This is a genomic window from Flavobacterium sp. DSP2-3-1 (assembly GCF_049896865.1).
Taxonomy (GTDB): Bacteria; Bacteroidota; Bacteroidia; order Flavobacteriales; family Flavobacteriaceae; genus Flavobacterium.
The window spans coordinates 165,875-179,710 of the sequence record NZ_JAFCVD010000007.1 but is presented as its reverse complement, the minus strand read 5'-3'; the positions used below and the strand labels follow the sequence as shown (position 1 = coordinate 179,710).

At 34.8% G+C, this 13,836-nt stretch carries 13 protein-coding genes and 1 tRNA gene; 9 read left to right on the top strand and 5 right to left on the bottom strand.

Features of this window, described 5'->3' with window-relative positions:
- Positions 1–35: 35 nt before the first annotated feature.
- The 7 genes from murC to ACP7AT_RS09930 all read left to right on the top strand — a co-directional run bounded on the left by murC (position 36) and on the right by ACP7AT_RS09930 (position 7,304).
- Positions 36–1,385 (top strand): UDP-N-acetylmuramate--L-alanine ligase, encoded by a 1,350-nt coding sequence (gene murC / locus ACP7AT_RS09960; RefSeq protein ID WP_426064171.1) that lies wholly within the window; start codon positions 36–38, stop codon positions 1,383–1,385.
- Entirely contained in the window at positions 1,372–2,094 is a 723-nt protein-coding gene (locus ACP7AT_RS09955) for a cell division protein FtsQ/DivIB (RefSeq protein ID WP_426064170.1), read from the top strand. The genes murC and ACP7AT_RS09955 overlap by 14 nt, the downstream gene beginning before the upstream one ends.
- 6 nt (positions 2,095–2,100) lie before the next feature.
- Positions 2,101–3,480, top strand: a complete 1,380-nt coding sequence (gene ftsA / locus ACP7AT_RS09950; protein ID WP_426064169.1) for a cell division protein FtsA — start codon at positions 2,101–2,103, stop codon at positions 3,478–3,480.
- Between the two features lie 56 nt (positions 3,481–3,536).
- Positions 3,537–5,474, top strand: coding sequence for a cell division protein FtsZ (ftsZ, locus tag ACP7AT_RS09945; protein ID WP_426064168.1), 1,938 nt, complete (start codon positions 3,537–3,539; stop codon positions 5,472–5,474).
- Positions 5,475–5,829: 355 nt separating this feature from the next.
- Positions 5,830–6,279 (top strand): GatB/YqeY domain-containing protein, encoded by a 450-nt coding sequence (locus ACP7AT_RS09940; RefSeq protein WP_426064167.1) that lies wholly within the window; start codon positions 5,830–5,832, stop codon positions 6,277–6,279.
- 67 nt (positions 6,280–6,346) lie between these two features.
- Positions 6,347–6,420 (top strand) — tRNA-Arg (locus ACP7AT_RS09935).
- An 83-nt stretch (positions 6,421–6,503) separates the two neighbouring features.
- Positions 6,504–7,304 carry a zinc-dependent peptidase gene (locus ACP7AT_RS09930; RefSeq protein WP_426064166.1) on the top strand — a complete coding sequence of 267 codons (801 nt, stop codon included), beginning with the start codon at positions 6,504–6,506 and terminating at the stop codon, positions 7,302–7,304.
- Between the two features lie 35 nt (positions 7,305–7,339).
- Here ACP7AT_RS09930 and rpe read toward each other — a convergent pair whose 3' ends face one another.
- From rpe to ACP7AT_RS09905, 5 genes are all read right to left on the bottom strand, one after another.
- Positions 7,340–8,002, bottom strand: coding sequence for a ribulose-phosphate 3-epimerase (gene rpe, locus ACP7AT_RS09925; RefSeq protein ID WP_426064165.1), 663 nt, complete (start codon positions 8,000–8,002; stop codon positions 7,340–7,342).
- Between the two features lie 546 nt (positions 8,003–8,548).
- Positions 8,549–9,412, bottom strand: coding sequence for a sigma-70 family RNA polymerase sigma factor (locus tag ACP7AT_RS09920; RefSeq protein WP_007137700.1), 864 nt, complete (start codon positions 9,410–9,412; stop codon positions 8,549–8,551).
- A gap of 164 nt (positions 9,413–9,576) precedes the next feature.
- Positions 9,577–11,712, bottom strand: coding sequence for a polyribonucleotide nucleotidyltransferase (locus ACP7AT_RS09915; RefSeq protein WP_426064164.1), 2,136 nt, complete (start codon positions 11,710–11,712; stop codon positions 9,577–9,579).
- Positions 11,713–11,947: 235 nt separating this feature from the next.
- Entirely contained in the window at positions 11,948–12,214 is a 267-nt protein-coding gene (gene rpsO, locus ACP7AT_RS09910) for a 30S ribosomal protein S15 (RefSeq protein WP_091202563.1), read from the bottom strand.
- A gap of 112 nt (positions 12,215–12,326) precedes the next feature.
- Positions 12,327–12,782, bottom strand: coding sequence for a GAF domain-containing protein (locus ACP7AT_RS09905; RefSeq protein ID WP_426064163.1), 456 nt, complete (start codon positions 12,780–12,782; stop codon positions 12,327–12,329).
- A gap of 75 nt (positions 12,783–12,857) precedes the next feature.
- On the opposite strand from ACP7AT_RS09905, the gene xrtF reads away from it, so the two are divergent.
- Both xrtF and ACP7AT_RS09895 read left to right on the top strand, forming a co-directional pair.
- A complete protein-coding gene (xrtF, locus tag ACP7AT_RS09900; protein ID WP_426064162.1) occupies positions 12,858–13,394 on the top strand; it encodes an exosortase family protein XrtF in 537 nt (178 codons plus the stop codon).
- A complete protein-coding gene (locus ACP7AT_RS09895; protein ID WP_426064161.1) occupies positions 13,384–13,827 on the top strand; it encodes an exosortase F system-associated membrane protein in 444 nt (147 codons plus the stop codon). Before xrtF ends, ACP7AT_RS09895 begins: the two co-directional genes overlap by 11 nt.
- Positions 13,828–13,836: the final 9 nt, after the last annotated feature.

The window sequence follows — 13,836 nt, the reverse complement described above, 5'->3', positions numbered from 1 at the left end:
AAAAAAAAGATAACAGACCAAAGACACATACGAAAATGAACTTGAATCAAATACATAACGTCTATTTTATAGGAATCGGAGGCATCGGAATGAGTAATCTTGCGCGTTATTTCAAGAATTTGGGTAAGCAAGTTTCGGGATATGATAAAACGCCTTCAGTTCTTACAAATGAATTGATGAAAAGCGGAATTACAATTCATTTTGAAGATAATATTGATTTGATTCCAAAGGATTTTTACATTGAAAATACTTTGGTGATTATCACGCCTGCTGTTCCAATCACGCATTCAGAATGGAATTATTTTTTGGAAAGAGATTATGAAATAAAAAAGAGAGCCGAAGTTTTAGGATTAATTACCAAAGACACTTTTTGTTTTGCGGTAGCCGGAACACATGGTAAAACAACAACATCAGGAATTTTAGGGCATATTTTGCACGAAAGTGGTGCTGATGTCACAGCCTTTATTGGTGGAATAGTCGAAAATTACAATTCTAATTTGATAGGAAGCGGAAAAACAGTAACTGTTGTTGAAGCAGATGAATTTGATCGTTCATTCCTGCATTTGCATCCTAATATTGCCTGTATTACCTCAATGGATGCAGATCATTTGGATATTTATGGAACTAGCGAGGCTTTACAAGAATCTTTCATAGAATTTGGTTCAAAAATTGAAGATAAAAGCAAGCTTTTTATAACTAAAGAATTACCGTTAGAAGGTATTATTTGCGCGGTAAATGAAGAGGCAGTTTATAAAGCATTTAATGTCAGAATAGGAAACGGCAGTTATGTTTTTGATGTGCAGACTCCGTCTGAAACAATGAAGGATTTGCATTTTGGATTGCCAGGAAAACATAATTTAATGAATGCGCTAATGGCTATTGCAATGGCAAATTTATTCGGCACCCCAACCGATGCCATTGCAAAAGCCATAGCATCATTTAAAGGAGTAAAAAGAAGATTTTCGTACCAGATTAAAACAGATGCTAAAGTTTATATAGATGATTATGCACACCATCCTACGGAGATAAACGCAGTGCATCAAGCGGTGAGGGAATTGTATCCAAACCAAAAAGTTTTGGCAGTTTTTCAACCACACTTATTCAGCAGAACAAGAGATTTTGCCGATGATTTCGCTAAAAGTTTATCTGCTTTTGATGAGGTTGTTTTATTAGATATTTATCCCGCTCGAGAACAACCTATAGAAGGAATTACTTCGCAGTGGTTAATGGATAAAATGACAAATAATAACAAGAAAATTGTTGCTAAAAATAATGTGATTTCTGCAATTTTAGAAAGTACAGCAACCATTATTGTGACTATTGGAGCGGGAGATATTGGAGAATTGGTTCCGTCAATTAAAAAAGCGATAAATGAAACTCTTTAATTGGACAAATATTCGATTATTACTAATGATCGTGTTGGTTATTTTCCTATTTTCATTTACGTCAAAACGAAATGGAAGTAGGAAATTAAAAAAATCCGTCATTGTTTTTGTAGGAGATAGCGCTCCTTTTGTGAAACAAGAAACGGTTAATAAATTGTTAATAGAAAATAACAAAGAAGTATCCAGCATTCAAAAAGATAATTTAGATTTGAATAAACTGGAAGGAGTTATCGACGCGCAGGAAATGATTGAAAAATCAGATGTATTTGTGAGTATTGATGGCATACTAAAAGCGGTGATAAAACAAAAAACTCCTGTTGCTAGAGTTTTTGCCGATGGCAATTCTTTTTATATTGATTATAAGGGAAATAGAATGCCGTTGTCAACTAATTTTACAGCGAGAGTTCCACTTGTTTCAGGAGGGATTAATAATAAAAATAACGAAGATTTAGCCGACTTATTTCGCGTAATTTATGATGATTCATTTTTGAAAAAAAACATCATCGGAATTGAAATTATGCCTAACGGAAGCTTAAAAATGCATAACAGGAATTTTGATTATCAAATAGATTTTGGTAAATTGATAAATGTGGAGCGTAAATTTAAAAATTACAAAGCTTTTTTTCAAAAAGCAGTTTTAGATAGTTCGTTATATAAATATAAAAAAATTGACCTCCGATTTACGGATCAAGTAGTTTGCACTAAATAATAGATAATGGAAAAAGAGAATATTGCAGTAGGTCTAGATATTGGGACGACTAAAATTGTTGCCATGATAGGCAAGAAGAATGAATATGGCAAACTAGAAATTTTAGGTGTTGGAAAATCTAAAAGTTTAGGTGTGGCTAGAGGTGTCGTAAATAACATCACACAAACCATACAGTCAATACAGCAAGCAATTCAAGAGGCAGAGAATAATTCAGGCTTTAAAATAAAAGATGTTGTAGTGGGAATCGCGGGGCAACACATCCGCAGTATTCAACATACTGATTACATCAGCAGACACAATCCCGAAGAAGTTATTGGCGGGAATGATATTCAGCTTTTGATTGATCAAGTCAATAAATTGGCAATGTTACCTGGTGAAGAAATAATACACGTATTGCCTCAGGAATTTAAAATTGACGGACAATCTGAAATAAAAGAGCCTATAGGAATGTACGGCGGGAGATTAGAGTCCAGTTTTCATGTTGTAGTCGGACAGGCTTCTTCGATTCGAAATGTAGGCAGATGTATTCAAAGTTCTGGAATTGAATTGTCAGGTTTGACATTAGAGCCTTTAGCTTCTGCTGATGCCGTTTTAAGTCAGGAAGAAAAAGAAGCAGGAGTTGCATTAATTGATATCGGTGGTGGAACAACTGATTTGGCTATTTTCAAAGATGGTATTATTCGTCATACAGCAGTAATTCCTTTTGGAGGAAATGTGATTACGGATGATATCAAAGAAGGTTGTTCAATAATTGAAAAGCAAGCTGAATTGCTGAAAGTTAAATTTGGTTCCGCTTGGCCGGGAGAAAATAAAGACAACGAAATTGTTTCTATTCCAGGATTGAGAGGCAGAGAGCCAAAAGAGATTTCATTAAAAAATCTTTCTAAAATAATTCATGCCCGTGTTGTAGAGATTGTTGATCAAGTTTTTACCGAAGTAAAAGCATACGGTCACGAGGATCCTCGTAAAAAACTTATTGCAGGAATTGTACTTACTGGCGGTGGCGCACAATTGAAACACATCAAACAGTTAGTGGAATATATCACAGGAATGGATACTAGAATTGGATATCCAAACGAACATCTCGCTGGAAATTCAGATGAAGAAATTTCAAGTCCTTTGTATGCAACTGCAGTAGGATTAGTGATGAAAAGCATTGAGAATAAAACACAAAGCGCCGTGAGATTGGATATCGTGGAACAGCCTAAAATCCCTGTTTACAGACAGGCAGTTGTTCAAACTCCAGTGTATGACGCTCCGGAAGCGGTAAAGGAAGAAGATCAAAATGCGAGTGAAAAACAAAATTCTACCGTAAACAGAATACAGCGAAATTTCTTTGATCGTTATGTCGACAAGATAAAAGACTTTTTAGATAATGCAGAATGAGGGAGCAGCCCCGAAAAATATAAGGATTAATATAACAATTTCAAAAACCAAATAAAATGATGAGCGACTCAGAATTTGGAAGTATTTCATTTGATTTACCAAAGAACCAATCAAATGTGATAAAAGTTATAGGAGTAGGTGGAGGTGGAAGTAATGCCATAAATCACATGTTCAAGCAGGGAATTAAAGGGGTGGATTTTATCGTATGTAATACGGATTCTCAAGCTTTGCAGAGCAGTTCTGTGCCTAATAAAATTCAGTTGGGAGTACATTTGACAGAAGGACTTGGTGCAGGAGCAAACCCTGATGTAGGACAGCAATCTGCTATTGAAAGTATTTCCGAGATTGAAAAAATGTTGGACCGCAATACTAAAATGGTTTTCATTACTGCCGGTATGGGTGGTGGAACTGGAACTGGTGCAGCACCTGTAATTGCACAATTGGCTAAAGAAAGAGATATTCTTACGGTTGGAATTGTGACATTGCCTTTCCTTTTTGAAGGGAAAGTCCGTCAGGAACAAGCCTTGATTGGTATCGAAAAATTACGCAAGCAAGTTGATTCATTAATCGTTATCAACAACAATAAATTAAGAGAAGTATACGGAAATCTTGGTTTCAAAGCCGGGTTTTCAAAAGCAGATGAAGTTTTGGCTACAGCCTCACGAGGAATTGCTGAAGTAATTACGCATCACTATACTCAAAATATCGATTTACGAGATGCTAAAACAGTATTGTATAATAGCGGGACGGCTATCATGGGGTCTTCTATTTCATCAGGTGAAAATAGAGCTAAAGAAGCTATTGTTGCAGCCTTGGATTCTCCGTTGTTGAATGATAATAAAATTACAGGTGCCAAAAACGTATTGTTGCTTATCGTTTCTGGAACTAATGAAATCACGATTGACGAAATTGGAGAAATCAATGATCATATTCAAATTGAAGCGGGTCATAATGCTAATATTATCATGGGAGTTGGTGAAGATGAGTCTCTTGGAGACTCAATTGCAGTAACTATCATTGCTACAGGTTTTGATATTGAACAACAAAATGGAATCGTCAATACGGAACCAAAAAAAATAATTCACACACTTGAGGATGAACAAAGAAGTGTGCACAATTTAAGTAACAAAACGGTTGCTGGATTTGATTTTAATATGGAATCTTCACCGGTTTCTAATTCAAATGACAGAATTGTCTTTGATTTACTCGAAGATACAGTTGTTGTGCCGGAACCTGTTGTTACTGCGCCAACAATTAATAATGATGAATTAATCGTTATGTCTGAATTTATTAAAAATTTAGATATTACTTTCGAAATCGTTTCTCCAATTACAGATATTGATTTCACTTTTTCTTCTCCTGTAGCGGAAGTAAAAGCGGTACAGCCAAAAATAGTTGAAAGACAAGAGCAAACGACGTTCTCGTTTGATTTGCCGCTTTTTAAAACAGAGCCGGTAGCACAAATTGAGGAAAACAAAGTGATGTTTGAACTAACAAATGAAACGTGTGAAATTAAAGTAAATGAAGCAGTTCAGTTTGTTCCCGTAACCGAATTGTCAGAAAACGGAATTATAAAATATTCTTTGGAAGAATACATGGAAGCGGAGCCTGATTTCATAACTAAGCCAGTTGCAAAAGCACCAGAATTTGTTGTTCCGGCTGAGTTAAATATTACAATGAAACATGTAGAGCGATTTGACAATACGGCGGTTGATTTTGAAGACATTTCTGCTACTGAAATGACAATCGAAGAATCGTTGCGAATGAGAGCTGATGAAAGAAGAAAAAAGTTAAAAGAATTCAATTATAAGTTTCATAATAATGTTTCTAAAATTGATGAGTATGAAAAAGAACCTGCTTACAAAAGATTAGGAATTGACATCTCAAACAATCAATTGAATACTACAAATTCAAGAATATCTGTTGGAACTGACAGCAATAACGATTTGCAGTTGCGTTCAAACAACTCATATTTACACGACAACGTGGATTAATTAACTCAAATCAAAATGAGGTAGCCCGAAAATTAAATTCAATTTTCGGGTTATTTTTTGTAGTTGCGGGCAGTTTCCAATAACTATTGGTATGAGCAAGCAAACAGTTGTTGTAAATGCGAGTAAAATTCTTTAAATTTGTCGGGCCTTAATCCAGCTGTCGTTACAAGCTTTTTCTCGAAAATGCTTTTTTCAAAGTCCTTAAAAGAGCTTCCTTTGGTCGCTTTTTAAGTCCAAGAAAAAATACATTTTCTCCTAAAAAGGCTTTTCACTAACATCTGGGGCATTCAAAAAAATAATCAGTTTGCAGTATTCGATTTTAGATTGAATACCAAATTTAAAATTAAATAGTAGTATGAGTTTATCAGAACAAATTATGGACGAAATAAAAACCGCCATGAGAGCCAAAGATACAGTTGCACTTGAAGCTTTGAGAGCTATCAAATCTGAAATCTTATTAGCACAAACAGCAACAGGATCTAAGGAAGAAATTACAGAAGATGATGAGGTTAAATTGCTTCAAAGATTAGTAAAAACCCGTAAGGAAAGCGCTAGAATTTTTACAGAGCAAAACCGAATGGATTTAGTTGAACCAGAATTGGCTCAAATTGCAGTAATTGAGAAATTCTTGCCAGCACAACTAACTGAGGCTGAAGTAGAAGCTGTGATTGCAAAAATCATCGGCGAAACAGGTGCGTCAGGAATTGCATCAATGGGAAAAGTAATGGGTTTAGCAGCAGCACAATTAGGAGGAACTGCAGAAGGAAAAACTATTTCTACTATTGTAAAAAAATTGCTAACATAAATTAAATTTTTAGATTATTTGATATTTAAATTTTTCCAATATTCTAAAAATCTAAAAATTTTAAAATGGCTGCGTAGTTCAACTGGATAGAATATCAGATTTCGACTCTGAGGGTTGCAGGTTCGAACCCTGTCGCGGTCACAAAGGCAGAAACAAATGCTTCAAAAAAATTCAAGTAAACTTGGTTGTTTTGAAGCGTTTTCATTTTGTAAAGATTACAAAATATGACAATTCAACTTTTTATTTCCCTTCTGTTTGGTGTGTTATTCCTTGTGGTAATTATTTTCGGAATTTTGGAGCCTATTTATTTGTTGCTGTTCAATAAACCGTTTTATATTCATTGGTATCCTTTTTCCAAGAAATTGAAATCAAACCAACGCCAAATTTTAGTAAATTATTTTCCGTTTTATTCTAGGCTTTCCCCAAAAAGAAAAATTTATTTTGAACATCGGGTAAATGTGTTTATTGCGAACTATCAATTTACCGGTAAAGAGATTTTCATTACTGAAGACATGCAAATTTTGATTGCCGGAACGTATGTGATGTTAACTTTTGGAATGAGAAATTATCTAATCGGTTTGTTCGACAAAATAATTATTTATCCTTCCAGTTATTTGTCTACTGTGAATCAAGTGTATCATAAAGGAGAATTCAATCCTAAAATGAAAGCAATCGTTTTTTCATGGGAAGATTTTTTACTGGGACATGCGACTTCAAATGATAATATTAATCTGGGTTTACATGAGTTTTCGCATGTGTTGCATTTCCATTGTTTAAAAAGTAATGATCCAAGCGCCATTGTATTTTTTGATGCGTTTAATGAGGTCATAAAATATTACAGCGATCCAGTTTTAAATATCGAGTTGACTCAAAAGGATTATTTTAGATTGTATGCGTATGAAAATCAATTCGAATTTTTATCGGTAATTTTGGAACATTTCTTTGAGACGCCCCGCGTTTTTAAAAGTTCCCATCCTGAATTGTATGCACATGTTGCTAAAATGATTAATTTCAAAGAGGAATAGTTAAAATAAAAAATGGCGCTTCAAGCGCCATTTTTTTAGAAGTTTGTGAGCTTCTTTAAATCGTGTATCGTTTGAGTTGGATTTTCTGCTTTGAAAACAAAGCTTCCTGCTACCAGAACATCTGCACCGGCTTTTACCAATTGTTTTGCATTTTTGTTGGTAACGCCGCCATCTACTTCAATAAGTGTTCTGGCCCCTTTTGTGGTGATTAAAGCTTTTAGCTTTTCAATTTTAGAATAGGTGTTTTCTATAAAAGATTGTCCTCCAAAACCGGGATTCACACTCATGATACATACTAAATCGATGTCATTGATTACATCTTCCAGTAAGTCAATATTAGTGTGTGGATTAATGGCAACACCAGCTTTCATTCCTTCGGCTTTGATCGCTTGTAGTGTTCTGTGAAGGTGCGTACACGCTTCATAATGTACGCTTAGAATATCAGCGCCTAACTCGGCAAAAGTTTTAATGTATCGGTCTGGATCTATAATCATCAAGTGAACGTCAATTGTTTTTTTTGCATGGCGGTTAATGGCTTCCAGAACTGGCATTCCATAAGAAATGTTTGGAACAAAAACACCATCCATGATATCAATATGAAACCAATCGGCTTCGCTGTTGTTGATCATTTCGATGTCGCGTTGCAGATTACCAAAGTCGGCAGCAAGCACTGATGGTGCAATAAGTGTATTCTTCATTGTGTTTTTGTTATGAAAAGATGCACTGCAGTGAATCTTTACAGTTTGTGTTGTTTGTGCAAAAGTAGTTTTTTTGCAGCAATTGGAGTAAATTTTTTATAGATTCAATTAGCGAATTATCCTGCGATTTGCGTAAAGGATAGAGGCGGTATCCTCGAAGTGTAACGGAGAGATAAAGCCGAAAGCCTGACCCGAAGTTTTTACGGAGGGGTACGCCATATTAGTGAAAAGTGAAAAGTGAAAAGTGAAAAGTGAAAAGTGAAAAGTGAAAAGTGAAAAGTGAAAAGAGAATTCCGATTATAAAATTAAAATTCAGGACTCGAGACTGAAAGTCGAACAGCGCGTAGCTAAACCCGAGAGAGAAGCTCGTACTAACCGGAGTTATGCTGAAAAAAATAAAACTCCGGTAATCAGCCGGAGTTTCAATCATCAATCAAAAAACGAACAGTTAATCAGACCGTCGTTACTTATTAATCAAAAGCCGAAAGTCAACTATCATACAGTTGTTGGGCGATATGATTTTTGACTTTATGGCACTTGAATGTATTATCCTAAATACGTTTTTAGTATTTTGCTTCTAGAAGTGTGTTTCAATCTACGGATTGCTTTTTCTTTGATTTGACGCACACGCTCACGAGTTAAGTCGAAAGTTTCTCCAATTTCTTCCAATGTCATTGGGTGTTGGTCGCCAAGACCAAAGTACAAACGAACTACATCAGCTTCTCTTGGCGTCAATGTTTCTAATGATCGCTCGATTTCGGTGCGTAATGATTCGTGGATTAATTCTCTGTCTGGATTTGGAGATTCACCTGAACGTAAAACGTCATAAAGATTAGAATCTTCGCCTTCTACAAGAGGCGCATCCATTGATAAGTGACGACCAGAGTTTTTCATGCTCTCTTTTACGTCATTTACGGTCATGTCCAATTCTTTTGCAATTTCCTCAGCAGATGGTGGACGCTCGTTAGATTGTTCTAATAAAGCGTACATTTTGTTGATTTTATTGATAGAACCAATTTTGTTCAAAGGCAAACGAACGATACGGGATTGTTCAGCTAATGCTTGTAATATAGATTGACGAATCCACCAAACTGCATACGAGATGAACTTGAAACCACGTGTTTCATCAAAACGTTGGGCTGCTTTTATCAATCCTAAATTTCCTTCGTTAATCAAATCGGGAAGTGTTAATCCTTGATTTTGATATTGTTTTGCTACCGAAACCACGAAACGTAAATTGGCTTTTGTCAATTTCTCTAATGCTTTCTGGTCACCGGCTTTAATCTTCTGTGCTAATTCTACCTCTTCGTCAGCGGTAATAAGGTCAACTTTACCAATTTCTTGTAAATACTTGTCTAATGAAGCAGTTTCACGATTGGTTACCTGCTTGGTGATTTTTAGTTGTCTCATGTTTTTTTGTCTCCTAAATTTTAAGTGTACAAATGATTATACGTAGGAAGTTGCAAAAAAGTTACAATAGTTTCTAAAATAAATTAAATAAAAACAAAAATCCCGTTTCAAATTCATGAAACGGGATTTCCTATAAATAAACCTTTAGTAAACTTAAGATCTGATTACTCTTTTCTTTCCTCACGTGGAGGTCTTGGCATAAGTGCTTTTCTTGACACTTTTTCTTTTCTAGTTTTTGGATCCAATCCTAAGTATTTCACTTCGAATACATCACCCATTTTTACCACATCAGAAACATTTTCAGTGCGTTCCCAAGCAAGTTCTGATACGTGTAATAGAACTTCATTTCCTGGAGCGGCAGCATATTCTACAACTGCACCAAAATCTAGCATTTTGATTACTTTCACTTCGTAAGCTTCTCCCATTTGTGGTTTGAAAGTGATTGACTTAATTTTAGCCAATACTGCTTCAATTCCGGCAGGATCCGTTCCTAAAATTTCAATAACTCCTTGCTCATCTACTTCGTTGATAACAATTGTAGTTCCAGTAGCTTTTTGTAATTCTTGAATTACTTTTCCACCAGGTCCAATCAAAGCACCAATAAAGTTACCAGGAATAGTTCTTGTAATAATTTTTGGAGCATACGTTTTAACATCTGCTTTTGGCTCAGCTAATGTTTCGATCAATTTTCCAAGGATATGCAAACGACCGTCACGAGCTTGCGCTAAAGCAGCTTCCATAATCTCATATTTCAATCCGTCAATTTTGATGTCCATTTGACAAGCTGTAATTCCTACAGAAGTACCAGTTACCTTAAAATCCATATCTCCTAAGTGATCTTCATCACCAAGAATATCAGACAATACAGCAAAACGTTCTCCATCAGTAATTAATCCCATTGCAATTCCAGAAACTGGACGAATCATTTGGATACCTGCATCCATAAGTGCTAATGTTCCAGCGCAAACGGTAGCCATAGAAGAAGAACCATTTGATTCTAAAACTTCAGATACAACACGAATGGTATAAGGACAATCAGCAGGAATCATGTTTTTTAATGCTCGTTGAGCCAAGTTTCCGTGACCTACTTCTCTTCTTGAAGTTCCTCTCAACGGACGTGCTTCGCCAGTTGAGAATGGAGGGAAGTTGTAATGTAAGTAGAATTTTTCTTCACCTTGTTGTGATGGAGAGTCAATTTGGTTTGCTTCTCTAGAGGTTCCTAAAGTTGCTGTTGCCAATGCTTGTGTTTCTCCACGTGTAAACAATGCTGATCCGTGTACAGATGGTAAGTAATCTACTTCACACCAGATTGGTCTGATTTCTGTAGTTTTTCTTCCATCTAAACGTGTTCCTAAATCTAGGGTTACGTTACGAACCGCTTCTTTATTAGTTTTGTAAAAGTATTTAGAAACTAAATCGCCATTTACGGCTAATTCTTCTTCTGTAAATAATGCTTTTACTTCTTCTTTTACTTCTGCAAATGAAGCAGTACGTTCTTGTTTTGAAGAACCTTTGCTTGCGATAGCATAAATTTTATCGTAAGATGCATCTTTTACTTTTGCATAAATAGTCTCATCTTCTCTTTCTTGTTCGTAAGTACGAACTTCTTTTTTACCAAAAGCAGCTTGCAAACGTAGTTGAGCGGCAATTTGGTTTTTAATGTGTTCGTGTGCAAATTTAATTGCTTCTAACATTTCTGCTTCTGAAATTTCTTTCATTTCACCTTCTACCATTGCGATAGAATCCATGGAAGCTCCAATCATCATATCAATGTCAGATAATGCTAATTGTGCGCGACTTGGATTGATGATGAATTCACCATCAATTCTTCCAACTCTGGCTTCAGAGATTAATGTTTCAAAAGGAATGTCAGACAAAGCTAAAGCTGCAGAAGCGGCTAAACCTGCTAATGCATCTGGCATTACATCTTCGTCATGAGACATTAATTGAATCATCACTTGAACTTCGGCATGATAATCATCCGGGAAAAGTGGACGCAATACACGGTCTACTAAACGCATTGTTAACACTTCATTATCGCTTGGACGCGCTTCTCTTTTGAAGAAACCACCAGGGAAACGTCCTGCTGCAGCAAATTTTTCACGATAATCTACCGTAAGTGGTAAAAAGTCGATACCAGGACTTGCTTTTCTTGAAGATACAACTGTTCCTAAAATAACAGTTTTACCTATTCTTACTACTACAGATCCATCCGCTTGTTTGGCTAAACGACCTGTCTCGATTGTGATGTTTCTGCCATCACCTAAATCGATACTTTCTACAAATAATTGTGGAATCATAAATTTAATTTATTAGTTAAACATGGGTTCTAGTTGTGTTGTAGTTGTTGTTTTGCGTAGTTAATGCCTAAAACCCAATGAAAAACAAACTTTTTTTATTGATCTATACTAATTAGTACAGACTTTATGGTGAAGTCTTGATTCTAATCCCTTTTGTGTCAGGACTAAAATAGAATCATTAAACTTTAAATTGTAAAATAAAAAAAGAGGCACTTTCGCACCTCTTTTATATTGATTATTTTCTGATATTCAATACTTTGATAATTTCACGATATCTGTTGATTTCTGTCTTCTTTAAGTAATCCAATAAAGATCTTCTTTTACCTACTAGCAATACTAATGAACGCTCTGTATTATAATCATGACGATTTTTTTTCAAGTGCTCTGTTAAGTGGCTAATTCTGAAAGTGAACAAAGCAATTTGAGCTTCTGATTTTCCAGTATTTGTTTTTTCTCCGTGTTGAGCGAAGATTTCTTCTTTAATCTCTTTAGTTAAATACATTCCAATATTTGTTTAATGATTTTTATGTATGCCTTACAGCTATTGTAGGACGGGTGCAAAAGTAAAAAATAATTATCAATTATGAATTATGAATTATGAATTATTTTAAATCTTAATACAATTTCGCAATTTCCTCATTCACAAACTCTAAGAACTTTTCATCCTCTTCAGTAAAAGGATCCAAGACGTGGCTGTCAATATCAATTTGTCCTATGTTTTCTCCGTTTACAAAAAGAGGCACCACAATTTCTGATTTTACAGTAAAACTGCATGCTATATAATTGTCCTGTGCAGCTACGTCAGGGACTACGAAATTTTCGTTGGAGACGGCAACTTGTCCGCAAATTCCTTTTCCGAAAGGGATTATAGTGTGATCTGTTTCAGCCCCAACGTAAGGCCCTAAGTGCAATGTTTTAGACTCGTGATTTGCAAAATAAAATCCAACCCAATTATAATAATCTATGGAGTCACTTAACAATTGACAAATTGACAATAGTTTTTCGTCTCTTGATAGCGTTGTATTTAAAGTGATTTCGGTTACTTTTGGCTGTAATTCTTGAAATGTCATGTTTTTTATTTTTATTTATGCAAAAGTATTTAAAGTCAGTTTCAAAAATTACATAAATTTGTTAAAAGATAGATTTTGAAAAAATATTTTATTCTCTACAGACCGTTTTTGCTTTTTCTGGGCACGTTTTTTTTGACATATTTAGCACTGACTTTTTTGTATCAGCATTATCTTAATAGTTTTGAGGAAAATAAAATAGATTCGATTACAAGAATGGTGAGTGAAAATACGGGACAAGTGCTGCAGCTTTTTACTGACGAATATTCAATAGAAGAAAGTGTGGAACAACCTTATATGAAGTTGTTTTATGAACAGAAATATGTTGCCCGAATTGTGGAAGGCTGTAATGCAATCAGCGTAATTATTTTATTCATTTCATTTGTGGTTGCTTTTTCAGGTAAATTACAAGCGACTTTACTTTTTATCTTTGGCGGAAGCCTACTTATTTACGCACTGAATATTTTGAGAATTGCAGCTTTAAGTGCGCTTATTTTTTATTTTCCAAAACAAGAGCCATTTCTACACGGAGTCTTTTTTCCTTTATATATTTATGGTGTAGTTTTTATTTTATGGTTAATTTGGGTTCGTAAATTTTCAAGATATGCTTCTTAAGATATTAAATAACAAACTAAGACTAATACAATTCCTTTTTTTGGTTGTACTGTTAGTGCTTATTCGTGCTTTTGAAAATCAGTTGTTTTATGATCCTTTTTTAGATTTCTTCAAAAAAGATTTTGCTAAATTAAGGTTGCCAAGTGTCAATTCAACCCAATTGTTCCTAGCATTATTATTTCGCTATACGTTAAATACTGCTATTTCATTGGGTGTTATTTATGTCATTTTCAAAGAAATAATGATGGTGAAATTTGCCTTTATTTTGTATTATTTCCTTTTTATGATTTTAATTGTTGCTTTTTTTTACATTATTTTCTTCACTCGTGAAAACCATACTTGGATTCTGTTTTATATCCGTCGGTTTTTGATTCAGCCTATTTTTTTATTATTGTTTGTCCCCGGATTTTATTATCAAAAACAAAATAGATAATCTTTTTTA

What these genes read in the sequence shown, in the direction of transcription:
- murC (WP_426064171.1), top strand. Translation starts at nt 36, where the DNA reads ATGAACTTGAATCAAATACATAACGTCTATTTTATAGGAATCGGAGGC.
- ACP7AT_RS09955 (WP_426064170.1), top strand. Translation starts at nt 1,372, where the DNA reads ATGAAACTCTTTAATTGGACAAATATTCGATTATTACTAATGATCGTG.
- ftsA (WP_426064169.1), top strand. Translation starts at nt 2,101, where the DNA reads ATGGAAAAAGAGAATATTGCAGTAGGTCTAGATATTGGGACGACTAAA.
- ftsZ (WP_426064168.1), top strand. Translation starts at nt 3,537, where the DNA reads ATGATGAGCGACTCAGAATTTGGAAGTATTTCATTTGATTTACCAAAG.
- ACP7AT_RS09940 (WP_426064167.1), top strand. Translation starts at nt 5,830, where the DNA reads ATGAGTTTATCAGAACAAATTATGGACGAAATAAAAACCGCCATGAGA.
- ACP7AT_RS09930 (WP_426064166.1), top strand. Translation starts at nt 6,504, where the DNA reads ATGACAATTCAACTTTTTATTTCCCTTCTGTTTGGTGTGTTATTCCTT.
- rpe (WP_426064165.1), bottom strand. Translation starts at nt 8,002, where the DNA reads ATGAAGAATACACTTATTGCACCATCAGTGCTTGCTGCCGACTTTGGT.
- ACP7AT_RS09920 (WP_007137700.1), bottom strand. Translation starts at nt 9,412, where the DNA reads ATGAGACAACTAAAAATCACCAAGCAGGTAACCAATCGTGAAACTGCT.
- ACP7AT_RS09915 (WP_426064164.1), bottom strand. Translation starts at nt 11,712, where the DNA reads ATGATTCCACAATTATTTGTAGAAAGTATCGATTTAGGTGATGGCAGA.
- rpsO (WP_091202563.1), bottom strand. Translation starts at nt 12,214, where the DNA reads ATGTATTTAACTAAAGAGATTAAAGAAGAAATCTTCGCTCAACACGGA.
- ACP7AT_RS09905 (WP_426064163.1), bottom strand. Translation starts at nt 12,782, where the DNA reads ATGACATTTCAAGAATTACAGCCAAAAGTAACCGAAATCACTTTAAAT.
- ACP7AT_RS09895 (WP_426064161.1), top strand. Translation starts at nt 13,384, where the DNA reads ATGCTTCTTAAGATATTAAATAACAAACTAAGACTAATACAATTCCTT.